The 20,542-nt window shown below is 75.0% G+C and carries 25 protein-coding genes; 17 read left to right on the top strand and 8 right to left on the bottom strand.

The genetic code is table 11. The features are described 5' to 3' along the window. The first annotated feature begins 101 nt into the window (after positions 1-101). The 3 genes from AMK25_RS19210 to AMK25_RS19200 all read left to right on the top strand — a co-directional run bounded on the left by AMK25_RS19210 (position 102) and on the right by AMK25_RS19200 (position 2,203). Positions 102-818: a GAF and ANTAR domain-containing protein gene (locus AMK25_RS19210; protein WP_241826410.1), complete on the top strand. Its 717-nt coding sequence runs from the start codon at positions 102-104 to the stop codon at positions 816-818. Between the two features lie 76 nt (positions 819-894). Beyond that, positions 895-1,398 (top strand): DUF2231 domain-containing protein, encoded by a 504-nt coding sequence (locus AMK25_RS19205; protein WP_073829714.1) that lies wholly within the window; start codon positions 895-897, stop codon positions 1,396-1,398. A gap of 52 nt (positions 1,399-1,450) precedes the next feature. Beyond that, positions 1,451-2,203 (top strand): class I SAM-dependent methyltransferase, encoded by a 753-nt coding sequence (locus AMK25_RS19200; RefSeq protein ID WP_073829713.1) that lies wholly within the window; start codon positions 1,451-1,453, stop codon positions 2,201-2,203. On the opposite strand, the gene AMK25_RS19195 is transcribed toward AMK25_RS19200, so the two are convergent. Further along, positions 2,181-3,137, bottom strand: a complete 957-nt coding sequence (locus AMK25_RS19195; protein ID WP_443189918.1) for a DUF3500 domain-containing protein — start codon at positions 3,135-3,137, stop codon at positions 2,181-2,183. The genes AMK25_RS19200 and AMK25_RS19195 overlap by 23 nt on opposite strands. Positions 3,138-3,184: 47 nt before the next feature. Next, a complete protein-coding gene (locus AMK25_RS19190; RefSeq protein ID WP_073829711.1) occupies positions 3,185-3,577 on the bottom strand; it encodes an ankyrin repeat domain-containing protein in 393 nt (130 codons plus the stop codon). A gap of 70 nt (positions 3,578-3,647) precedes the next feature. On the opposite strand from AMK25_RS19190, the gene AMK25_RS19185 reads away from it, so the two are divergent. From AMK25_RS19185 to AMK25_RS19140, 9 genes are all read left to right on the top strand, one after another. After that, a complete protein-coding gene (locus tag AMK25_RS19185; RefSeq protein WP_030504031.1) occupies positions 3,648-4,025 on the top strand; it encodes a hypothetical protein in 378 nt (125 codons plus the stop codon). A 105-nt stretch (positions 4,026-4,130) separates the two neighbouring features. After that, positions 4,131-4,583: a cysteine dioxygenase gene (locus AMK25_RS19180; protein WP_073829710.1), complete on the top strand. Its 453-nt coding sequence runs from the start codon at positions 4,131-4,133 to the stop codon at positions 4,581-4,583. A gap of 38 nt (positions 4,584-4,621) precedes the next feature. Then, a complete protein-coding gene (locus AMK25_RS19175) occupies positions 4,622-5,116 on the top strand; it encodes a rhodanese-like domain-containing protein (protein WP_073830029.1) in 495 nt (164 codons plus the stop codon). A 52-nt stretch (positions 5,117-5,168) separates the two neighbouring features. Further along, entirely contained in the window at positions 5,169-5,735 is a 567-nt protein-coding gene (locus AMK25_RS19170; RefSeq protein ID WP_073829709.1) for a winged helix-turn-helix domain-containing protein, read from the top strand. Positions 5,736-6,026: 291 nt separating this feature from the next. Beyond that, a complete protein-coding gene (locus AMK25_RS19165) occupies positions 6,027-6,632 on the top strand; it encodes a winged helix-turn-helix domain-containing protein (protein ID WP_073829708.1) in 606 nt (201 codons plus the stop codon). Between the two features lie 95 nt (positions 6,633-6,727). After that, entirely contained in the window at positions 6,728-7,357 is a 630-nt protein-coding gene (locus AMK25_RS19160; RefSeq protein ID WP_073829707.1) for a uridine kinase, read from the top strand. 183 nt (positions 7,358-7,540) lie between these two features. Next, positions 7,541-7,939, top strand: a complete 399-nt coding sequence (locus AMK25_RS19155; protein ID WP_073829706.1) for a TraR/DksA family transcriptional regulator — start codon at positions 7,541-7,543, stop codon at positions 7,937-7,939. A 48-nt stretch (positions 7,940-7,987) separates the two neighbouring features. Continuing rightward, positions 7,988-8,857, top strand: coding sequence for a DUF72 domain-containing protein (locus tag AMK25_RS19150; RefSeq protein WP_073829705.1), 870 nt, complete (start codon positions 7,988-7,990; stop codon positions 8,855-8,857). Between the two features lie 294 nt (positions 8,858-9,151). Continuing rightward, a complete protein-coding gene (locus AMK25_RS19140; protein ID WP_069089812.1) occupies positions 9,152-9,580 on the top strand; it encodes a DUF2267 domain-containing protein in 429 nt (142 codons plus the stop codon). Positions 9,581-9,657: 77 nt separating this feature from the next. Here the strand turns inward: AMK25_RS19140 and AMK25_RS19135 are convergent, their stop codons facing one another. Continuing rightward, entirely contained in the window at positions 9,658-10,401 is a 744-nt protein-coding gene (locus tag AMK25_RS19135) for a PIG-L deacetylase family protein (protein ID WP_073830028.1), read from the bottom strand. A 186-nt stretch (positions 10,402-10,587) separates the two neighbouring features. On the opposite strand from AMK25_RS19135, the gene AMK25_RS19130 reads away from it, so the two are divergent. Together AMK25_RS19130 and AMK25_RS19125 are read left to right on the top strand one after the other, a co-directional pair. Next, complete coding sequence (locus AMK25_RS19130; RefSeq protein WP_073829703.1) at positions 10,588-10,890, top strand: hypothetical protein; 303 nt, start codon at positions 10,588-10,590, stop codon at positions 10,888-10,890. Between the two features lie 3 nt (positions 10,891-10,893). Further along, positions 10,894-12,168: a cupin domain-containing protein gene (locus AMK25_RS19125; protein ID WP_073829702.1), complete on the top strand. Its 1,275-nt coding sequence runs from the start codon at positions 10,894-10,896 to the stop codon at positions 12,166-12,168. 55 nt (positions 12,169-12,223) lie between these two features. Here the strand turns inward: AMK25_RS19125 and AMK25_RS19120 are convergent, their stop codons facing one another. From AMK25_RS19120 to AMK25_RS19100, 5 genes are all read right to left on the bottom strand, one after another. After that, complete coding sequence (locus AMK25_RS19120; protein ID WP_073829701.1) at positions 12,224-12,895, bottom strand: hypothetical protein; 672 nt, start codon at positions 12,893-12,895, stop codon at positions 12,224-12,226. Continuing rightward, positions 12,892-15,564, bottom strand: a complete 2,673-nt coding sequence (locus AMK25_RS19115) for an FtsK/SpoIIIE domain-containing protein (protein ID WP_073829700.1) — start codon at positions 15,562-15,564, stop codon at positions 12,892-12,894. Before AMK25_RS19115 ends, AMK25_RS19120 begins: the two co-directional genes overlap by 4 nt. Then, on the bottom strand, positions 15,557-16,435 hold the full coding sequence (locus AMK25_RS19110; protein WP_073829699.1) for a hypothetical protein: 879 nt from the start codon (positions 16,433-16,435) through the stop codon (positions 15,557-15,559). Before AMK25_RS19110 ends, AMK25_RS19115 begins: the two co-directional genes overlap by 8 nt. Before the next feature lie 8 nt (positions 16,436-16,443). Then, positions 16,444-16,704 (bottom strand): hypothetical protein, encoded by a 261-nt coding sequence (locus AMK25_RS19105; RefSeq protein WP_030504016.1) that lies wholly within the window; start codon positions 16,702-16,704, stop codon positions 16,444-16,446. Positions 16,705-16,878: 174 nt separating this feature from the next. After that, positions 16,879-17,256, bottom strand: coding sequence for a hypothetical protein (locus AMK25_RS19100; RefSeq protein ID WP_073829698.1), 378 nt, complete (start codon positions 17,254-17,256; stop codon positions 16,879-16,881). A gap of 112 nt (positions 17,257-17,368) precedes the next feature. On the opposite strand from AMK25_RS19100, the gene AMK25_RS19095 reads away from it, so the two are divergent. The 3 genes from AMK25_RS19095 (at position 17,369) to AMK25_RS19090 (ending at position 20,498) form a co-directional block, all read left to right on the top strand. Next, positions 17,369-19,918, top strand: coding sequence for an ATP-dependent Clp protease ATP-binding subunit (locus AMK25_RS19095; protein WP_073830026.1), 2,550 nt, complete (start codon positions 17,369-17,371; stop codon positions 19,916-19,918). A 62-nt stretch (positions 19,919-19,980) separates the two neighbouring features. Further along, positions 19,981-20,148, top strand: coding sequence for a hypothetical protein (locus AMK25_RS32445; protein ID WP_198937580.1), 168 nt, complete (start codon positions 19,981-19,983; stop codon positions 20,146-20,148). Beyond that, positions 20,148-20,498, top strand: a complete 351-nt coding sequence (locus AMK25_RS19090) for a DUF3140 domain-containing protein (RefSeq protein ID WP_073829697.1) — start codon at positions 20,148-20,150, stop codon at positions 20,496-20,498. The genes AMK25_RS32445 and AMK25_RS19090 overlap by 1 nt, the downstream gene beginning before the upstream one ends. The last annotated feature ends 44 nt before the right edge of the window (positions 20,499-20,542 follow it).

Genomic DNA, 20,542 nt, shown 5'->3' with positions numbered 1-20,542 from the left:
GCCACAGGAGGGACGGACATGGGACAGGCAACGACGCCGAGCGGGACCATCGGGTGGACGGTGGAGGCCACGGCCCGGTGAACCTCGACACGCGTCAACCCATGATCGACAACCTTGGTGTGCTGGAGACCGCCGCGTTGCTGCGCGAGCTGACCGCCGGCCTGATCGGCGCGACCGGGTTCGACGAGGCGCTCGACCGCCTGGTCCGCATCGCCCGCGACGCCGTGCCGGCCGTGGACTGCTGCGGCTTCACCGTGCTGCGCGCCGGTGAGCCCGCCGGCGTGGCCGCCTCCGACCCGGACCGGGCCGAGCTGGACGACCTGCGGCACGGCCCGGACACGCCGGCGATGACAGCGATCCGCCGCCGGGAGATGATCACCGCGGGCGGGCTGTCCGGCGACACGCGCTGGCCGGTCTGGAGCGAGCGGGCCCGCGCCCTGGGGGTGCACGGGGTGATCTCCGCGCCGGTCGACATCGACGAGCAGGTCATCGGCGCGATCAACCTCTACGCCGACTCGCCCGACGCGCTGACGCCCCGGCACCAGCTCACCGCGATGCTCCTGGCCGAGCACGCCGGGCTGCTGCTCGCCGCCGCGCGCGACCGCGAGCGGGCGGCCACCCGGGCCGGTCAGCTCGACGACGCGCTGCTGGCCGAGGGGGTGGTCGGGCAGGCCGTCGGCGTGATCATGACGCAGCGCGGCTGTCCCGCCCCGGAGGCGCTGCGGGTGCTGCGCAGCGCGGCCTCCTCGTTGGACATCCCGCTGCGCGAGGTGGCCGAGCGGCTCGTGCTGACCGTCTCACGGCCCCGGGACAACTGACCGACAGTCGTTTCGCCTCGCGGCGCCTCGGGTAGCACTCTGGACTGGTGAGCTGCGCGGACCTGGGGAGGAAGCGATGCAGAGCCGTCTACGGGTGCAGGGGCACCCCATCCAACCGATGCTGGTGACGTTCCCGTTCGGCCTGTTCGTCTGTGCCGCGGTCTTCGACCTGGCCGACGTGGCGGGCGGCCCGGCGTTCCTCGGTGAGGTGGGCTACTGGACGGCGGTGGCCGCGCTCGTCGCGGCCGGGCTCACCACTGTCGCCGGGATGGTCGACCTGTGGGACGTGCGGGCCGGCCGGACCAGCCGTACGGTGCTGATGTTCAACCTCGTCAACGCCGTGATGGCGGCGCTGTTCCTGCTCTCCTGCCTGATCCGGGCGAGCGCGCCGCAGCGGGGCGCGACCGGTGTCCTGCTCGCCGCCGAACTCGTCGCGCTCGTCGTCGGCGCGGTCGGCGTGGCCCTGGGCGCGCGGCTGATGCAGCAGTTCGACCGGGCCACCGAGCCGAGGGGCTTCGAGACGTTCGCCGACGTGCCCGCCGGGTCCACCGTCGAGATCGCCCGTCCGCGCCCCTTCTGACCCCGACCGAAATGCGTTGCCGTGGCCGCCGACGGGCGGCAGGCTCGCGGGCATGGTCGGCACGTTCGAGGAACTGGTAGCCGAAGCCGAGGCGGCGCCGGTCGAGGGCTGGGGCTTCGACTGGCTGCGCGGCCGCGCCACCGAGGAGCGCCCGCCCTGGGGGTACGCGCGACTGGTCGGCGAGCGGATGGCCGCCGTGAGGGCGGCGCTGGACATCGACACCGGCGGGGGAGAGGTGCTGGCCGAGGTGCCCGTGCCGCCGCCGCTGCTGGTCGCCACCGAGGCGTGGCCGCCGAACGTGCCGGTGGCCCGGCGCCACCTGCGCCCGCTCGGGGCGTCCGTGGTGCGGGTGGGCGACCGCCCGCCGCTGCCGTTCCGGGACGCCGCCTTTGACCTGGTAGTGAGCCGTCATCCGGTGCACACCTGGTGGGACGAGGTGGCCCGGGTGCTGCGACCCGGCGGCGCCTACCTGTCCCAGCAGATCGGCCCCGGCACGATGCGGGAGCTCAGCGAGGCCGTCCTCGGGCCGCTGCCGCCGCCGGAGCACCGCCACCCGGAGGCGGCGGTCGCCGACGCGCGGGCCGCCGGCCTGACGGTGGTCGACCTGCGTGAGGCCACGCTGCGTGCCGTCTTCCACGACATCGGCGCGGTGGTCTGGTTCCTGCGCAAGGTGGTCTGGACGGTGCCCGGCTTCACTGTGGACCGCTACCGGGACGAGTTGCGCCGCCTGGACGAGCGGATCCGGTCCGAGGGGCCGTTCGTCGCGTACGCCCGCCGTTTCCTCATCGAGGCGCGCCGGGACTGAGCGGGCCGGGCCGGTGGGCGGCGGCGTGGTGCGCGGCCAGCACGTCGGCGCCGAAGTCCCCGGCCGGGCGGCGCAGCACGGTGTGCGCGTGGTTGCCGTCGTCGGCGGTGTTGTCGTACTCGATCAGCAGGTCCTCGCCCTGCACCCGGTAGTAGTGCCGCCGGCCCGGCTCGACCGGCCCGGCCCAGGCGAAGTGCAGCTCGCCGCCGTCGAGCCGGGCGGCCTCCCGGGCCGCCAGCTCCGGCGGAAGCCGGTCCAGGTAGAGGGCGACCAGCCGGTCGAGCAGCGCCCGGCCGGTCGGTCCGAGCCGCCCCCGGGGTACGCCGAGCGGGTCGACCCGGCCGGGCGCGGTGGCCCGGGTGGCGCTGATGATGTCGGCGGGCGCTGCGTCGGCGACCATCGCGGCGGACCGGCCGCCCGGACCGAGCGCGTCGAGCAGCTCCCGGGCCAGGTCCTCCTCCGGGCCGAGCGGCCGGGTCACCGGGCGGCCGGCGTGCCGGACGGTGGCCGGGTTGGCGCCGAGGAAGACCGGCGCGGGGGAGACCTGGTCGTCGGCGACCGTCATGCTCACCGACAGGTGGTGTCCCTCGAACCGCCAGGCCCAGCTGTCGTCGCGGTCCGGGTCGCCGAAGACGGCCACCCAGTAGTCGCCGCTGTGCCGCCCGCGCCGCCATCCCTCGGCCCGGTCGAGCACCTCTTCCAGGGCCATCACGGTCATGGCCTGCGCGTACGCGGCCGGGCTGAGCGCGGTGGCGAGCAGCCGGTGTGCGGCCTTGCGCGCGGTGACGTCCAGGCCGTCGAGCGCGACGCCGGGCCGGGGCCGCGGCCGGTACTCCAGCCACCGCCGGGCCGGCTCGTCGTCGAAGGCGTGCCGGGCGGCGTCGCGGCCGGGCTCGTCCAGCGCGGCCAGGAACGCCGCCGCGGCCGTGCGCATCCGCTCGGGTACGGGATCCTCCACCGTCTCTGTATACCGCCTTGGGCTCACTCGCGGCCGAGCAGCGCCAGCATGTCGGGCAGTTCGAAGAACCGGGCGGTCTCGACCGCCGACGGGCCGCCGTGGTCCGGGTCGGCGCCGGCGTGCAGCAGCGCGCGGACCGCCGCCTCCTGGCGCCGGAACACCGCCGCGGCGAGCGCGGTCTGCCCTCTGTCGTTCACCCGGGCGGGGTCGGCGCCCCGGGTGAGCAGCGCGGTCACGGTGTCCGGGTGGGCGTGGTACGCGGCGAGGATCAGCAGCGTGTCGCCCTTGGCGTTGGTGAGGTTGACCGGCAGCCCGGCGTCCACGTTGGCCGCCAGTTCCTCGGTGGCGCCGGCCCGGGCCAGGTCGAACATCCGGTGGGCGAAGGCGATGGTCTCGTCGTCGAGTTCGTCGGGCATCCGCCCAGGCTATGGCGTCGCGGCCGGGCGCGCCTGGTAGCTTGCGCAGCCGGGCACGGGAGGCGCGCACATGGACGATCGGGTGTACGTCGGCAACGCGGCGGTGGACGGCGCGACCGACGCGGGCTGGCTGCTGGGCCATTTCAAGCCGGCCGGCGACGTGCGGCACAGCACCGACGTGGAGGTCAAGTGGGGCGTGCACCCGGCGGGGGAGAGCCGGTCCCGGTGGGCCACCGGTGAGCGGCGTACCGCCCTGCTGGTGCTGATCAGCGGTGCGTTCCGGATCGAGCTGCCGGATCGCACGGTGGTGCTGCGCGCGCCCGGCGACTACGTGGTGTGGGGCCGGGGCGTGGACCACTCCTGGTACGCGGAGCGGGAGTCCACGGTGCTCACCGTCCGCTGGCCGTCGGTGCCCGGGTACCGGGTGGACCCGCCGGTCCGCCGCTGAGCCGCGCCCGGCGTCCCAGTATCTGGTATTACCTACTAAACCTATAGGCTTTACCGTCTAAGCTGGTGGGGCACATCCGCTCCGCACCGTGAGGACGCCCCGCCGATGACCAGCACCGTTCCCGCCGATCTGCTCGCCGTCGCCGCCCGCTGGGCCGACCCCGCCCGCTGGCCGGTGCCGCTGCGCTTCGACGCGTCCGAGCGGTGGTACGCCCGCCTGGACGCCGCCGACGAGCACGAGGTGTGGGCGCTGAGCTGGCTGCCCGGACAGGGCACCGGCCTGCACGACCACGGCGGCTGCGCCGGCGCCTTCCTGGTCGTGGCCGGCGTGCTCACCGAGGAGACGGTCAGCGGCGCGCGGCTGCGCCCGCACCGCCTCGCCGCCGGGACCGGCCGGCGCTTCGGCGCCCGGCACGTGCACCAGGTCACCAACCACGGCGACCAGCCCGCCGTGAGCGTGCACGTGTACCGGCCGGCGCTGACCCGGATGACCCGCTACCACCTCGTCGCCGGCCGGCTCCAGGTCGCCGAGGTGGCCGAAGCCGGCGTGGCCTGGTGACCCACCCCCGCAACCCCGACGAACGGAAGGACGCCACGATGGCGCAGACCCCCACCACCGCAACCGAGCGCTGTCCGGCTCCGCCACCCGGCTCGCGGGGCATCGACGAGATCCTCGCCGCCGCCCGGGCCCGCCTGCGCCGCCTCGACCCGGAACAGGCGCACCTGGCGTGCCGGGCCGGCGCGCTGCTGGTGGACATCCGCCCGGCCGCCCAGCGTGCCGCACAGGGCACAGTGCCCGGCGCGCTCGTCGTCGAGCGCAACGTGCTGGAGTGGCGCTTCGACCCGCGCTGCGCCGCCCGCCTGCCGCAGGCGGTCGACTACGACGTCCCGGTGATCGTGCTCTGCCAGGAGGGCTACACCTCGTCGCTGGCCGCCGCCGCGCTCCAGGACATCGGCCTGCGCCGCGCCACCGACGTCGTCGGCGGCTTCGCCGCCTGGCACATCGCCGGCCTGCCCACGCTCGGTCCCACCCCGCCGACCCGACCCTCGTCCGCCGCGCCCCCGGTCACCGCCGGAGGGGCGCTCCGCTGACCGTCCCGCCACGACCGGCGGGGCGGGGCGACCGCCCGCACAGGAGGCTCCCATGTCCGTCGTCGCCCTCACCACCCGTCCGGCCCGATCGGGCCGCCCCGACCGGGCAGTGCCGCCCCGGCCGCGTACCGCGCCGACCGTGACCATCACCCTCGACCTGGGCAGCGGCCCGCTGACGCCGGGCCTGGCCCGCCTGGCCGAGCTGCTGGACGAACTCGCCGCCTCCGGCGAGGCGGTGGTCGGCCCGGACGAGCACCGGGCCGCCCGTACCGTGCTCGACCTGCGCCGCCCCGCCACCGCGCCGCCGCCGGCCGGCGGCGGCCTGCGCATCCTCACCGGCACCCGCCGGGTCCGGCTCGGCGACACCGAGATCACGCTCACCCGGATCGAGTACGACCTGCTGCTCTTCCTCGCCGAGCACCCGCGCCGGGTGTTCACCCGGCTGCAACTGCTCGCCAACGTCTGGGGCTACGAGCACGCGGTGGCGCGCACTGTCGACGTCCACGTCCGCCGACTGCGGGCCAAGTTCGGGCCGGACACACCGCTGGTCACCACCGTCTACGGCGTCGGCTACCGCCTCGCCGACGACGCCGCGATCACCGTGGACCGCGACGCCTGACCTGCCTTCGGCCCGCACGCGGCGCACCCGACGACGGGTGCGCCGCGTTCACGTTCAGGACGCATCCGCCATTGTGAACCGCCGGGGAGACCCCCCGTACCGTCCCGAAACGGCGCTCTGCTGTAATCAACGGGCCTCGCACGCAGAGCGAGCGCACGGCTCCGATGTGTTCGTCAAATGTCACATTCATGCAACGCAGCCGCCTCTTGACCCTCGCAGAGACGCCGGGAAGCATCGATGAGGCGGCGTCCCGGGCCGTGGGGAGATACCCGGACCAGCCCAAGGAGGACCATGTCGGTCAGCCCCGCCTCGTCGCGCGCCGGATGGCATACGTCCCAACCCGCGGTCCCCGGTCGTCCCCCCGGTGGCCAGCGTCGTCCCGCCAACACCGCCGCGCCCATGCTCACCGTCACGCTGACCATCCCTCTGGCCTGTGAGGAGTCGCTCACCCCGGCCGCGCGCCGGCTGCTCGACGCCGCCCGCGAGATGCTCGAACGCGGCGACGCGGTGGTCACCGCCGCCGTGCCGGCCGAGCGCCGGCCCGACGCCGTACCGTCCGGCCGCGCGCCGTCCCGGCCGCTGGCCCCGACCATCCCGACCCTGCACATCCTGGCCGCCTCCCGGTCGGTGCTGCGCGACGGCGAGCCGCTGCCGCTGACCCGCCTGGAGTTCGACCTGCTGCTGCACCTGGTCGCCCACCCGCGCCGGGTGTTCACCCGGCTGCAACTTCTCAACGCCGTCTGGGGGTACGAGCACGCCGGCGTCCGCACCGTCGACGTGCACGTCCGCCGGCTGCGCGGCAAGGTCGGCGTGGACGTACCGCTGGTCACCACCGTCTACGGCGTCGGCTACCGGCTCGCCGACGACGCCCGCGTGACCATCGACCGCACCGGCTGACCCGGGACACCACGCGCCGATCGCGTCCGGACGGAGCCCCGACCGCCCGGACGATCCATGTGGTGACCCGCCCGCCCGCGCGGCACGATGGTCCGATGCGTGTCCGCCCGATCAGCCCCGACCGGCTCGTCACCGAGCTGGCCGGGCGTCTCGTCAGCACCGGGACGCCCGGCCGGCTGCGGGTCGCCGTCGACGGCCCGCCCGCCGCCGGCCCGGACGCGCTCGCCGAAGCCCTCGTCGACCCGCTGCGCGCCGCCGGCCGGCCGGTGCTGCACGTACGCGCCGACGACTTCCTCCGCCCCGCCTCGGTCCGGCTGGAGCACGGCCGCACCAACCCCGACGCGTACTACGAAGGCTGGCTCGACGAGCCCGGGCTGCGCCGCGAGGTGCTCGACCCGGCCGGCCCGGACGGCTCGGGCCGGCTGCTGCCGTCGCTCTGGGACGCCGCCGCCGACCGGGCCAGCCGGGCCGCGTACGTGGATCTGCCGCCCGGCGGGGTGGTCCTGGTCAGCGGCGCGCTGCTGCTCGGCGGCGCGTTGCCGTTCGACGTCACGGTCCATCTCGTGCTGTCCCCGGCGGCGCTGGCGCGGCGTACCGACCCGGCGCTGCGCTGGACGCTGCCCGCCTTCGCCCGCTACGCCGACGAGGTGGTCCCCACGTCCTTCGCCGACGTGGTGGTCCGGGCCGACGACCCCCGCCGCCCGGCGCTCGTCGAGGCGGCCTGACCAGCGGTTCCGGACTCACCGGAAACACTCAGGAAACAGCCGGTTTGGCCTGCGGTGGGCGGGGGTAATCGCCCGGCTCACAGAGCACGGGTGATCTCGTCGCCCGCGCTTTCACAGTCGGACCGGGGTCCGGGGCGCCGGCCGCCCCGGTCCGGTATGAGGACGTAGGAAAGGCAGGCAGCGATGCTCGTCCACGACACGACAGCCACCGGCCGCTCCCAGGCGGAGGCCGACCAGATCCGGCAGTCCCTGCGGTCGCGGTACGACGAGCTGACCGCCGAGTACGAGCACACGCTGGCGCAGAGCCACGTGCTGCGGCTGGTCGAGGTCGGCGACACCGCCGGCGACGACCAGGCCGACAGCGGCACCAAGACCGCCGAGCGGGACACGGCGCAGTCGCTGCTGCGCACCATCCTGGAACGGCGGGCGCAGTTCGAGCACGCGCTGACCCGCCTGGACGAGGGCACCTACGGCTTCTGCGAGGGCTGCACCGCCCCGATCCCGGTGGAGCGGCTGGAGATCTTCCCGTCCGCCACCTCCTGCGTGGCCTGCAAGCAGACCCGGGAGCGGCGGGCGGCCTGAACGCCGTCCGGGTTGCCGGTCGGTCCGCCGACGCGATGAACTCCCACCATGGGTGAGATCAAGGTGGGCACCGCCTCGTGGACCGACCGGACCCTGCTGGACTCCGGCTGGTATCCGGACAGCGCCGACACGCCGGAGCGCCGGCTGTCCTACTACGCCCGGCAGTTCCCGCTGGTCGAGGTGGACGCCACCTACTACTCGCCGCCGGCCGAGCGCACCGCCCGGCTGTGGGCCGAGCGGACACCGGCCGGGTTCACGTTCAACGTCAAGGCGTTCAGCCTGCTGACCGGCCATCCCACCCGCGTCTCCGCGCTCTACAAGGACCTGCGCCCGGACACGGACAAGCGCAACGTCTACCCGGACGACCTGCCCGCGCAGGCGTACGAGGAGGTTTGGACGCGGTTCCTGTCCGCCCTGGACCCGCTCGTCGAGGCGGGCAAGCTGGGCGCGCTGCTGTTCCAGTTCCCGCCCTGGTTCACCATCAAGCGGGACAACAAGCAGTATCTGCTGGAGGTGGCCCGGCGCTGCGCGCCGCTGCGCCCGGTCTTCGAGTTCCGGCACGCCTCCTGGTTCGACGGCGACAACGCCGAGGAGACACTGGGTTTCCTGCGCGAGCACGCGCTGCCGTTCGTGTGCGTGGACATGCCGCAGGGACACAAGTCGTCCGTCCCCCCGGTGCTGGCGGCCACCGCGGCCCTCGCGATGGTGCGCTTCCACGGGCACAGCGACAAGTGGACGAGCAAGGACATCCACGAGAAGTTCGGCTACGACTATTCCAAGCGGGAGCTGCGCGACTGGGCGCCGAAACTGCGCGAGCTGGCCGGCGAGGCCGAACAGACCCACGTCCTGATGAACAACTGCTACCGGGACTACGCCCAGCGAAACGCCCGTACGCTCGTCGACCTGCTGGACGCCTGAGCGGCTCACCCTCGGAGGGTGAGGCCGGCTCACCCGCCCGCGGCACAGCATGAGTGTGGACGCGCTCCGCCGGCCGGGCGGAGGCGCCGCGACGAGGAGGTGGGTCATGACGGTACGGGTGGTGGCGGATCGACGCCGCGGTGGCGTACTGCACGTGGTCGGCAGCTCCGAGGCGCCTCGGCGGGCCGAACGGCCCGGCCGGTTCAGTCCGACCCGGTTGTGGCGGGGACCCAGCGGACCGCCGCGCCGTGCCGAAGACCGACGCTGGGAGACCGAAACCCGGGGGTGATCCCGATGGCCGAACAGCTGTTGTCCGCGTTCGAGTCCTCGCTGGACAAGACGAACGTGATCCTCAAGGAGATCGAGTCCGCGTACGGCTGGCCGAAGGACCAGCGCAACCAGTCCTACGCCGCGCTGCGTACGGTGCTGCACCTGCTGCGGGACCGGATGCCGGTGCAGGAGAGCGTCGAGTTCGCCCAGCAGTTGCCGGTGCTGGTGCGCGGCATCTACTTCGACGGCTGGCAGCCGGAGAACGTGCCGATCAAGCTGAACCGGGACGACTTCCTCTACGAGGTGCGCCAGGGTTTCCCGTACGACGTCGAAGGCGGCGCGCAGCGGGTGGTGCAGGTCGTGCTGGACACGTTGCGCCGGCACGTCACCCAGGGTGAGTGGCAGGACGTGAAGTCCACCATGCCGAAGGATCTGCGTCAGCTCATTCCCTGACCCGGCACCGGTCCGGTCCGTCCCGCCCCCTCGGCGGGGCGGGCCGACGGCGTGCCGACCAGGAACGTCGCCGCGCCCTACTGAAGGTTGATCTGGAACACCTCGAACGTGGCGCCGAACCGCGCGCCGAGCCGGCTCCCGGCCGGGCGGGCCATGCCCTCCAGGAACTCCTCGGCGTCGAAACCGCCGTCGCCGAGCCCGCTCAGGTACGCCCCGTGCGCCCGCAGCGACGCCACGCCCTTGTCGAACGTGTCGGTCACGTCCACCCCGTGCCCGGCTGCCGGCGACCCGGCCGCCCACACCTCGCGGACCCGCGACCACGGCTGCGTGCCGTCGGTGAGCTGCTCCGGGAAGATCCACCGGTTGCCGGCGTCGCGGACCGCGTCCAGCGTGGCCCGGCCGCAGGCGATGTGGTCGGCCTGGTTGAGCGCGTACGCGCCGTCCCAGGTCTCCCGGAAGTTGTTCGTCAGCACCACGTCCGGCCGGTGCCGGCGCACCACGGCGGCGATGGCCCGGCGCAGCGGCACGCCGTACTCCAGCAGCCCGTCGGGCAGGCCGAGGAACTCGACCACGGGCACCCCGACCACGGCGGCGGAGGCACGCTGCTCCTCCTCGCGCACCACCCGGGCGCGCTCCGGCGCCATCCCGTCGATGCCCGCCTCACCGCTGGTCAGCAGGCAGTACACCACCTCCTTGCCCTGGGCGGTCCAGCGCGCCACCGCGGCGGCGGCGCCGAACTCCAGGTCGTCGGGGTGCGCCACCACTGCGAGCGCCCGCTGCCAGTCCTCGGCCAGTGGGGTGAGCGGCTCCGGCTGCGTCACGTGCGCCTCCTCGCGGTCGTCCTCCCGCCATCCTGGCATCCACCCGTCCCGGCCGCTTGCCCCGCGAACCGTCCGTACGGCGGCGTCCGGGCGTCTACCGTGTGGTTAGAGACGATCGGGCGTGGGGTACCACCCGCTGCACACGGACCCCGGCACCACGCGGGGCGGCACACCGAGGGAGCACCCATGGCATTGAACGACGACGACATCCAGAGCAGCGGCGGCAGCGGCCTGGAGGGCCCCGCCGACGGCGGTGCCACCCCGGGTCAGCACGACGGTGGCGCGGACGGCGGCGCGGAGGGCCCCGCTGACGGCGGTGCCACCCCGGGTCAGCACGACGGTGGCGCGGACGGCGGCGCGGAGGGTCCGGCTGACGGTGGCGCGACCCCGGGTCAGCACGACGGTGGCGCGGACGGCGGCGCGGAGGGCCCCGCCGACGGTGGCGCGACGCCCGGTCAGCACGACGGCGGCGCCGACGGCAGCGCCTGACACATGAGCACGCACGTCGACCCGCCGGGTGGCCACGGCCGCCCGGCGGTTCCGCTTTCCGCCACCGAGGCGCTGGCCCGGTGCGTTGCAGTGGAGCCGGCCAAGTTCGCCGCCGACCACTGGGGGCGCAGCCCGCTGCTGTCCCGCGCCGCGGAGCTGCCCAACGCGTACGGTTTCACCGACCTGCTCAGCCCCGCCGACGCCGACGAGCTGCTCAGCCGCCGCGGTCTGCGTACCCCGTTCCTGCGGGTCGCGAAGGACGGCCAGCTCGTGCCGGCGGCGCGCTACACCGGCGGCGGTGGCGCGGGCGCCGAGATCGGCGACCAGGTCCTCGACGACAAGGTGCTGGCGCTCTACGCCGACGGCGCCACACTCGTGTTGCAGGGCCTGCACCGCACCTGGCCGGCGCTCGTCGACTTCGCCCGCGACCTGGGCGTAGCGCTGGCCCAGCCGTTGCAGGTGAACGCCTACCTGACCCCGGCCGGCAGCCAGGGCTTCGCCACCCACTACGACACCCACGACGTGTTCGTGCTCCAGGTCGACGGGCGCAAGCACTGGCGCATCCACCCGCCGGTGCTGGCCGACCCGCTGGAGCGCCAGCCCTGGGGCGGCCGGGCCGACGAGGTGTCCGCCACCGCCGAAGGTCGCCCCGAGCTGGACGTGGTGCTCTCTCCGGGCGACGCGCTCTACCTGCCGCGCGGCTGGCTGCACAGCGCCCAGGCCCAGGAGTCCAGCTCACTGCACCTGACAGTGGGCATCCGGGCGCTGACCCGGTACGCGGTGGTCGAGGAACTGCTCACGCTGGCCGCCGAGGACGCGCGGCTGCGCGCGAGCCTGCCGTTCGGGCTGGACCTGGCCGACCCGGACGCGATCGAGCCGGAGCTGACCGAGACGGTCGAGGCGCTGCGCGACTGGCTGCTGCGCGCCGACCCGGCGGCGGTGGCCGACCGGCTGCGCGCGCGGGTCTGGCCGGCCGCCCGGCCGGCGCCGATCCGGCCGCTGGCCCAGGCGCAGGCGCTGGCCGGGCTGAGCCCGGACAGCGAGGTCGCGGCGCGCGGCGGGCTGCGCTGGCAGCTCGTCCCGGCCGCCGACGGACGGGTGACGCTGCGGGTGCCCGACCGGACGCTCACCCTGCCCGGCACCTGCGAGGCGGCGCTGCGCGCCCTGCTCACCGGCGAGGTGACGAGGGTCGGTGACCTGCCCGGCCTCGACGACGACGCCGACCGCCTGGTGCTGGCCCGCCGCCTCCTCAAGGAGGCGGTCCTCGTCCCCGCCTGACCGGCGCGATCATGAGGCTGACCGGCGGCGCGACGGCGTGTCGCGCCGCCGACGGTCAGCGGGTGTAGGTCACCGTGAGCAGCAGGACGGTGGTGACCAGGCCGGAGACGGCCACCAGAATCATCGGGCGCGGGGTCAGCACCGCGTGCCGCCGGTCGGCCAGCAGGCGGGCCGGCGCCAGCCCGATCACCGGGCCGAGCAGCGTCACCACCAGCGCCAGCACCGGCAGACCCACCGCCAGGTCACCGCTGGCGCCGGCCGCCAGCGCTCGCGCCGCCACCCCCAGCGCGTACGCCACCAGCGCCCCGCCGATGCCGCACGCGATCAGCAGCGGGTTCACCGAACCGGGCAGCTCACCCGGCGCCCCGGTGCGCTCCAGCAGCTCCCGGACCGCGCGCAGCAGCGGCACCGGGTCACCGGCGGCGCCGCGTACCGGGCCGGGCGGGTCACCCAGCCGCCGGGCGCCGACACCGAGCCGGGCCCGCAACTGCGTCCACAGGTGAGTGGCCTCGCCGTCGACGCGCTCCACCATCCGGGACGCCTCGGCCACCTCGGCCTCGGCCTGCCGGACCTGCTCGGCCGCCTCGGCCACCGCCCGGTCGGCGGCGGCCACCTGCTGCGCGTACCAGGTGTGCGCCTCGGCCCGCTGGGCGGACACCCGGGCGGTCAGCCCGGCCAGCCGCCGGATGTGCGCGTGGTACGTCTCACTGGTAACCGGTTCGTTCATCGGGAGGGACCATAAGGGATGATCACCTGTCCGGTGCGGTGCACCGCCCGGTCGAAGTAGAGGCCGCGCCACGGCCGGGGATACCAGTCCGGCCCGCCGCTGCCCGGGTACAGCGAGGAGCCCAGCTCACCGCCCTGCACGTCGAGCGCCACCCAGGCGCCGATCTGGTCCGTGCGCGCGCCCGCGCCGCCCAGGTCCACGCGCATCCGGGCCACGCCCCGCCACCACGCCAGCACGTGCGTGCGCCGCTCCGGCCCGTCGTGCAGAATCCGGCGCAGCTGCTCCAGCCCGGTCCGCGTACCGGCCTTGCCGGCCAGCGCCGCCGCGGCCGCGTCCACCGCGTACAGCAGCAGGAAGTGCGGGGTACGCGACGCGCCCGGCGCGCCGAGCCCGTCGCCCACCTCGGCCATCAGCTCCGGCACGGTCTCCTCGTCGTACCAGGAGGCGTCCCCGGCCAGGTCCTCGTACAGGGCGCGGGCGGCCGGGTCGGCGTCCGGGTCCAGGCAGGCGATGGAGAAGCGGGCCGCGCCGGGCTGGTACTGCCGGGCCAGCGAGCGGGCGGCGGCGTCGAGCACCGCGCACGCCTCGTCCACCCGGGTGCCCAGCACCGCCAGGTTGCGGCCCGGGGCACGGGGCAGCCGCAGCGCCGCCGACCGGGCCTGCACGTCGATGATCTCGCCGAGCAGCGCCACCGGGTTGCGTGGGACGCCCTGCTCCGGCGCGGTCAGCGCGCGGAAGTCCGGCGCGTCGGCCAGCTTCGGGATCGCGTCGCCGTCGAAGAGCCGGGCCGGCGCGGCGTCCTGCGGGCGCATCCGCCACAGCCGGTGCTGAAGTTCGCTCCACGTCTCCCAGTCGCTGGCCGACGGGATGCGGGCCACCTCGTTCCCCTCGGCCAGGCCCGACTCGGCGTTGATGACCGCGTGGTGCCGGGGCAGCGACTGGGCCGCGTCGTTGCGTTCGGCCAGGATGCGCAGCGCCTTCGGCAGCGCGATCCGCAGCGTGAACTGGGCGACCAGCGCGGGCCGCCCCCACAGCGCCTCGATGCCGCGCACGTCCTGCGAGGCGAGCACCAGGTGGATGCCCTGCGACCGGCCCCGCCGGGCCAGGTCCTCCAGCAGGTCGGCGGCCTCCCGGGCGACCACGTCCCGGCCGGCGAGCAGCGCCTGGAACTCGTCCACCACGGCCACGATGCGCGGCCAGTGCCCGTCCGGGTCCACCGCGCGCAGCTCGGCCAGCTTGGTGACCTCGTGCTTCTTCGCCGCGTCGGCGCGCCGGCGCAGTTCCTCGGCGAGGAAGCGCAGCAGCGCCAGGCCGAACTCCCGGTCGGTGTTGACGTTGATGCCGACCAGCCGCATGTGCGGCAGCCAGCTCGGGTCGCGGCGGCCCTGCGCGAACCGGGCGAAGGACACGCCCTCCTTGAAGTCCAGCAGATAGAACTCCAGCTCGGCGGGGGAGTAGCGGGCCGCGAGCGCGCCGATCCAGGCGAAGATCAGATTGGTCTTGCCGGTGCCGGACGGGCCGCCGATCAACGCGTGCGGCGGGTAGTCGCCGAGCGTGAGCAGCACCTGCCGCCCGTGCGGGCCCTCGCCGACCGGCGCGCTGAGCCCGTGCGCCGAGTCCTCCCGCCAGTACTCCTCCGGCGGCGGCAGCAGGTCGGTGAAGGGCGTCGGGGGCGGGCCGGCGGCGACCCGGGAGGCGACAGTACGGCAGGTCTCGGTGACCAGCGCGGGCGGCGGCGGCGCGTCGAGCACCACCGGCAGCCCGGCCACCCGGGCGTCGTCCGGCTCCACCACGATCCGGACGACTGTCGGGTCGTCGGGCAGCTCGATGCCGCGGACCACCAGGTGCACGCCGCATGCCGCGCCGGTGCGTACCACCCGGTCGAGCTGGCCGCGCTCGTGCCGGGACAGCTCGTCGCCGCCGAGCAGCACCGCCACCCGCCACGGCTCCGGGCGGCGTCCGGTCGCGGCGGCCAGCTCGCGCAGCGAGGCGTACTCACCGGCGAGCACAGTGGCGTTGATCCGGCGGATCTGCTCCACCAGGTCGTCCAGCAGCCGGCCCAGGCCACCCGGCCCGACGAACGTGAGCAGGCCGGCGGTGCCGAGCGGGGCGAACCCGGCCAGGCCGCCGCCCAGGTGCTCCGGGTCGTACCCGTACAGCCGCACCGCGCCCGGGTCGGCGCGGCCGACCGAGCGCAGCAGCAGCGCGGGCACCACAGTGGCCAGCCCGGCACGGTCGCCGCCGGCCAGGTGCGCGTGCCCGGCGTCCAGGAGCGGGACCAGCGCCGGCACCGGCTCGGCGCCGTCCAGGCGTACCGTGCCCACGCGCAACGCGCCGGGCGGCTCGGCCCGGCCGGCGGGCGTGGCCTGCCAGCGGTCCCAGGGCGCGGACGCCGCGCCGGGCGCCTCCCGCTGCGCCGCTGCGGCGGCCCGGCGGGCCAGCTCCGCCAGACGGGCGGTGTGCCGGGCGTCGATCTCGGCCAGGCGGCGGTCGCGGGCCGCGCCCACCCGGGCGGGCACTGCGGCGGCGGCCCGGCGGGTACGCGCCAGCCGCTCCCGGCTCGCGGTCAGCTCCGCCTCGGCGGCGGCGAGCCGGGTACGGGTCGCGCCCAGGGCCTCGGAGAGCATCCCCCGGACCCGCGTCACCAGTTGCGTGCGGACGTCAGCCACGGGACGTCTCCCGTTCGTCGGTGTCCTTCGGCAGGTCCCGGCCGAGCCGGTCGAGCAGCACCCCGGTGAGCACCCCGGCGGTGACCGCCGGGTCGGCCGCGTGCGGCTGCTCCGCGTCGTCGTCGCGGCGCGGCGGGGGCATCCGGCACACCCGGGTCAGCAGCGTGTCCAGCACCGGCCGCGGCAGCCCGGGCAGCAGGTCACGGACCCGGGAGTCCAGCGCGCCGCGCAGCCGGGGCAGGTCGTCCGCGCGGGGCGGATGGCCGAGCAGCTCACCGGCCAGCTCGCGCAGCAGCGGTGGGGCGATCGCGGCCAGCCCCAGCCCCACGTCGGCGTGCGCGGCGCGCAGCTCGCGGTGCAGCCGGTCCCGGTCACCGGAGCGGACCCCGGCGACCACCCGGCGCAGCAGCTCACGGGAGTCCCCGACGCGCTCGTCCGGCTCGTCCGGCGTCCCCTCCCGGCCGCCGGTCAGCTCCGCCACCCGCACCGCCCACCAGCGCCGTACCGCCGGCTGCTCGCCCGGCTCGGGGGCCGCGCCGGGGGCGGGCGGGTCGTCGCCGCGCGGCGTGTCGTGCCGGGGCCGCCGCTCGCCCGGCGGGGGTGGTGGCGCGCCGTCGGGGGCCAGCCCGATCGCGGCCAGGTACGCGGCGAGCTGCTCCTGCGCCACGCGCAGCGCGTAGCCGGCGGTCTCGGCGTGCTCGGTGGCCGAGGACAGCTCCGGCACCCCCATCGGGTCGGCCGACTCCTGACGCACCCAGCGCAGCCGCTCCTGCGCCTGGCCGAGCTTCTCCAGCGCGGCGGCGAGCTGCGCCAGCGGCAGGTCCTCGGCGGCGGCGCGGACCTGCGCGCCGATGTCCTCGACGATGGACACGGCCGGCCTCAGAGCGTCGCGACGTAGAGCTGTGCCTGCTCGACCGCGACGAGTGTCGCGGCGAGGCACTCCTCCAGCTCCTGGCTGGCCTGTGTCAGCGAGGCCTGGGCCGCCTCGACGGTCTCGTGGCCGCTGCCCTCCAGCGCGCCGGCCAGGGTCTGCTGTGCCTCGGCCAGCTTCTCGCCCGCTGCCTGCACCGCTGTCTGGCCGTCACCGATCTGCTGGAGAGCGACATCGATGGCGGCCTTCAGCTCGGCGACGCTCGCCACGGAACCTCCTGGGGGCAAAAGAGATCTCCATTACAACCCATCGGAACGAGTGGACGAACATCCACCCTCGACCCGTTGCGACCCGCGTGTCCGGTTCCCGCCCTGACGTGCGCGAAGACCTCGCCGCCGGTCCCGCCGGTGGTCCTGCCGGTCCCGTGGACGGAACCGGATGATCTAGCGGCCCAGCCAGCGCGGGCCGCGTACCTCCGCGCCGAGCGCGGTCACCCGCTCGCGCAGCTCCCGGTCGGCGGTGACCACCACCCGCCGACGCTGCGGCGCGGCGGCGACCAGCTCGACCACCGTGTCGTCGCCGGAGCCGGGCGCGGACACCACCTCCACCCCGGGCACCGAAGTGACGTGCCGGGCCGCGCCCTCCACCACCAGCACCACCCGCACCGGCGGGGGCAGCTCCGGCGGCACGCCCGCCTCCCCGACGGACGCCAGCGCGTCGCGCAGCCGCGCCGCCGCGCCGGCCCGGTCCCGCCACCAGCCGTCCGGGCGCGAGCCCACCACGTTCGCGCCGTCCACGACCAGCAGCGGCCTGCTCTCCATACCCCCAGCCTGCCATCCGGTCGCGTTTGTCGCGCCGACCGCCGGGTAGCCACCGCCGACCGTGCCGCGCGTGCCGGGTACCGGTCGTGCCGACCGACTGCGGAGGACGATGATGATGGGACCGGGTGACTTCGGCAACGACCCCTGGGACGAGTTCCTGGCCCGGTACTTCGGCCGGGGCGAGGGGGGACGCCGACCGGCGCACCGGGTCGACATCACCCGACTGATGACCGCCGACGCCCGGGAGATGCTCGCCGACGCGGCCCGCCGGGCCGCCCAGAAGCACAGCAACGACCTGGACACCGACCATCTGCTCTGGGCGGCGTTGCAGCGCGAGCCGCTGCGGGACCTGGTACGCCGGGCCGGCGCCGACCCCGACACGCTCGTCAACGCGCTCGGCGGGCGGGGGGAGGGCGCGCCCCGGGGCGAGGTGCCGCCGAACCTGTCGCTGACCCCGGCCGCGAAGCGGGCACTGCTGGACGCGCACCAGCTGTCCCGCGCGATGGGCGCCAACTACATCGGCCCCGAGCACATCCTGATGGCGCTGCCGCTGAACCCGGAGTCGCCGGCCGGCCGGATGCTCGCCGCCGGCCGGATCCAGCCGGAGTCGTTGCAGGCGGCCAGCGCCGAGCGGGGCGCGGCCGGCCAGCCGCGCCCGGACCGCGGCACCCCCACCCTCGACCAGTACGGCCAGGACCTCACCGAGCTGGCCCGGATGGACCAGATCGACCCGGTGATCGGCCGCGCCGACGAGATCGAGCAGGCGGTGGAGATCCTGTCCCGGCGGACCAAGAACAACCCGGTGCTGATCGGCGAGGCCGGTGTCGGCAAGACCGCGATCGTGGAGGGCCTGGCGGAGCGGATCTGCGACGGCGACGTGCCGCAGACGCTCATCGGCAAGCGGGTGATCCAGCTCGACCTGTCCGGCCTGGTCGCCGGCACCCGCTACCGGGGCGACTTCGAGGAACGCCTGAAGAAGGTGATCGACGAGATCCGCGCCCACCGCGACGAGCTGATCATCTTCCTGGACGAGATCCACACGCTGGTCGGGGCGGGCGGCGCCGGCAGCGAGGGCGGGATGGACGCGTCGAACATGCTCAAGCCGGCCCTGGCGCGCGGCGAGCTGCGGGTCATCGGCGCTACCACGCTCGACGAGTACCGGCGCAGCATCGAGAAGGACGCGGCGCTGGCCCGCCGGTTCCAGCCGGTGCTGGTGCCCGAGCCGAGCGTGGAGGACACCGTCGCGATCCTGCGCGGGCTGCGCGACCGCTACGAGGCGCACCACCAGGTCCGGTTCACCGACGAGGCGCTGATCGCCGCCGGTGAGCTGTCCGACCGGTACGTCACCGACCGGTTCCTGCCGGACAAGGCGATCGACCTGATCGACCAGGCCGGGGCGCGGGTGCGGCTGCGCACGCGTACCCCGGCCGAGGACGTGCGCGAGCTGGAACAGCAGCTCGAGGACACGCGCCGGGACAAGGAGCAGGCGGTCTCCGACGAGCAGTACGAGCGGGCCTCCGCGCTGCGTGACCGGCTCGCCGAACTGGAGGACCAGGTGCGCCGCGCCCGCGGCGACGAGGCGCCCAACCACGTGCCCGAGGTGGGGCCGACGGAGATCGCCGAGGTGGTCTCGCGGGCCACCGGCATCCCGGTCACCCAGCTCACCGAGGAGGAACGCGACCGGCTGCTGCGCCTGGAGGGGCACCTGCACGAGAAGATCATCGGCCAGGACGACGCGGTCAGCGCCGTCTCCGAGGCGGTGCGCCGCTCCCGTACCGGGCTGGCCGACCCGAACCGGCCGATGGGCAGCTTCCTGTTCCTCGGCCCGACCGGCGTCGGCAAGACCGAGCTGGCCCGCGCGCTGGCCGAGGCGCTGTTCGGCGAGGCGGACCGGATGGTCCGGGTGGACATGAGCGAGTTCCAGGAGCGGCACACGGTCAGCCGGCTGGTGGGCGCGCCGCCCGGGTACGTCGGCTACGAGGAGGCCGGCCAGCTCACCGAGGCGGTCCGCCGCCGCCCGTACGCGGTGGTGCTGCTGGACGAGATCGAGAAGGCGCACCCGGACGTGTTCAACATCCTGCTCCAGGTGCTCGACGACGGCCGGCTCACCGACAGCCAGGGCCGGACGGTGAACTTCAAGAACACCGTGCTGATCATGACGAGCAACCTCGGCTCGGAGCTGATCACCGGCACCCAGCGCACCGTCGGCTTCGCCAGCGGCGCCCCCGGCGAGCAGGAGAACGACGAGCTGCGGGAGCGGCTGATGCGCCGGCTCCAGGAGAACTTCCGCCCGGAGTTCCTCAACCGCATCGACGAGGTGATCATCTTCCAGCGGCTGGAGGCCGAGCAGCTGCGCCAGATCACCGGTCTGCTGCTGGAGGAGACCCGCCGCCGCATGCACGCCCAGGACATCCAGGTCGAGTTCAGCACCGCCGGGGTGGACTGGCTCGCCGAGCACGGCTACCAGCCGGAGTTCGGCGCCCGCCCGCTGCGCCGGGTGATCCAGCGCGAGGTCGACAACCGGTTGTCCCGGATGCTGCTGGAGAACGAGATCTCCCCGGGGCAGAAGGTCACCGTCGACACCCGCGACGGCCAGCTGGTCTTCGACGTCACCGCCGGTGAACGCGGGCACGCGGCGGCCACCACGTCTCATCCCCGATGACCGGCGACGGTCCGTCCCGTACGGGACGGACCGCCTCGGCACCGAAGGATCGGAGGACGGACATGACCGAACCTGAGGAATCCCGCGACGACACCGCCGCCGGTGAACCGATCGAGGCGGCCCCGACGGCGAACCCGTCCCGGGTCCGGGTACCGCCGGAGGGCGTGCAGCAGCAGACACCGAACGAGGGCGAGGCGGCACCCGGGCCGCCGCCGGCAGAGGAGGCGTGATGGCACGCGAGGCGCGACTCGACCCCGAGGTCGAGGTGATCTGGGACGACTTCCACGCCGAGGTGAACGTCGAGTCCGAGACGCTGCGGCAGTGGTTGCTGACCCGCGGGTCGGGCGAGGAGGCGTTCGGCCCCAATCCGGACCTCGACCTGCCCGAACCCGGGCGGCAGATCCTCGCCGTGCTGCGCAAGCGCAAGGTGGACCTCACGCCGGAGGACATCGAGGTGATGCAGGAGGCGATCACCCGGATCCGGGAGCTGACCGCCGAGCGGCCACGCCGGGGCAACGCCGACGACGAGTGGCGGCACGCCCTGCTCGACCTCGGTCACGACGTGCTGATCGAACGCTGAGCCGGTACGCCGGCGCCCGGGCGGATCGCCCGCCCGGGCGCCGG

The sequence above is a fragment of the Micromonospora sp. TSRI0369 genome (genome assembly GCF_001905625.1).
GTDB lineage: Bacteria > Actinomycetota > Actinomycetes > Mycobacteriales > Micromonosporaceae > Micromonospora > Micromonospora echinospora_A.
The sequence above is the reverse complement of the archived record's forward strand: the minus strand, read 5'-3'. Positions and strand labels throughout refer to the sequence as shown.

What these genes read in the sequence shown, in the direction of transcription:
- AMK25_RS19095 (WP_073830026.1), top strand. Translation starts at nt 17,369, where the DNA reads ATGATGGGACCGGGTGACTTCGGCAACGACCCCTGGGACGAGTTCCTG.
- AMK25_RS19210 (WP_241826410.1), top strand. Translation starts at nt 102, where the DNA reads ATGATCGACAACCTTGGTGTGCTGGAGACCGCCGCGTTGCTGCGCGAG.
- AMK25_RS19190 (WP_073829711.1), bottom strand. Translation starts at nt 3,577, where the DNA reads ATGCCCGACGAACTCGACGACGAGACCATCGCCTTCGCCCACCGGATG.
- AMK25_RS19150 (WP_073829705.1), top strand. Translation starts at nt 7,988, where the DNA reads ATGGGTGAGATCAAGGTGGGCACCGCCTCGTGGACCGACCGGACCCTG.
- AMK25_RS19090 (WP_073829697.1), top strand. Translation starts at nt 20,148, where the DNA reads ATGGCACGCGAGGCGCGACTCGACCCCGAGGTCGAGGTGATCTGGGAC.
- AMK25_RS32445 (WP_198937580.1), top strand. Translation starts at nt 19,981, where the DNA reads ATGACCGAACCTGAGGAATCCCGCGACGACACCGCCGCCGGTGAACCG.
- AMK25_RS19180 (WP_073829710.1), top strand. Translation starts at nt 4,131, where the DNA reads ATGACCAGCACCGTTCCCGCCGATCTGCTCGCCGTCGCCGCCCGCTGG.
- AMK25_RS19185 (WP_030504031.1), top strand. Translation starts at nt 3,648, where the DNA reads ATGGACGATCGGGTGTACGTCGGCAACGCGGCGGTGGACGGCGCGACC.
- AMK25_RS19140 (WP_069089812.1), top strand. Translation starts at nt 9,152, where the DNA reads ATGGCCGAACAGCTGTTGTCCGCGTTCGAGTCCTCGCTGGACAAGACG.
- AMK25_RS19195 (WP_443189918.1), bottom strand. Translation starts at nt 3,137, where the DNA reads ATGCGCACGGCCGCGGCGGCGTTCCTGGCCGCGCTGGACGAGCCCGGC.
- AMK25_RS19120 (WP_073829701.1), bottom strand. Translation starts at nt 12,895, where the DNA reads ATGAACGAACCGGTTACCAGTGAGACGTACCACGCGCACATCCGGCGG.
- AMK25_RS19205 (WP_073829714.1), top strand. Translation starts at nt 895, where the DNA reads ATGCAGAGCCGTCTACGGGTGCAGGGGCACCCCATCCAACCGATGCTG.
- AMK25_RS19125 (WP_073829702.1), top strand. Translation starts at nt 10,894, where the DNA reads ATGAGCACGCACGTCGACCCGCCGGGTGGCCACGGCCGCCCGGCGGTT.
- AMK25_RS19175 (WP_073830029.1), top strand. Translation starts at nt 4,622, where the DNA reads ATGGCGCAGACCCCCACCACCGCAACCGAGCGCTGTCCGGCTCCGCCA.
- AMK25_RS19200 (WP_073829713.1), top strand. Translation starts at nt 1,451, where the DNA reads ATGGTCGGCACGTTCGAGGAACTGGTAGCCGAAGCCGAGGCGGCGCCG.
- AMK25_RS19100 (WP_073829698.1), bottom strand. Translation starts at nt 17,256, where the DNA reads ATGGAGAGCAGGCCGCTGCTGGTCGTGGACGGCGCGAACGTGGTGGGC.
- AMK25_RS19160 (WP_073829707.1), top strand. Translation starts at nt 6,728, where the DNA reads ATGCGTGTCCGCCCGATCAGCCCCGACCGGCTCGTCACCGAGCTGGCC.
- AMK25_RS19155 (WP_073829706.1), top strand. Translation starts at nt 7,541, where the DNA reads ATGCTCGTCCACGACACGACAGCCACCGGCCGCTCCCAGGCGGAGGCC.
- AMK25_RS19165 (WP_073829708.1), top strand. Translation starts at nt 6,027, where the DNA reads ATGTCGGTCAGCCCCGCCTCGTCGCGCGCCGGATGGCATACGTCCCAA.
- AMK25_RS19130 (WP_073829703.1), top strand. Translation starts at nt 10,588, where the DNA reads ATGGCATTGAACGACGACGACATCCAGAGCAGCGGCGGCAGCGGCCTG.
- AMK25_RS19170 (WP_073829709.1), top strand. Translation starts at nt 5,169, where the DNA reads ATGTCCGTCGTCGCCCTCACCACCCGTCCGGCCCGATCGGGCCGCCCC.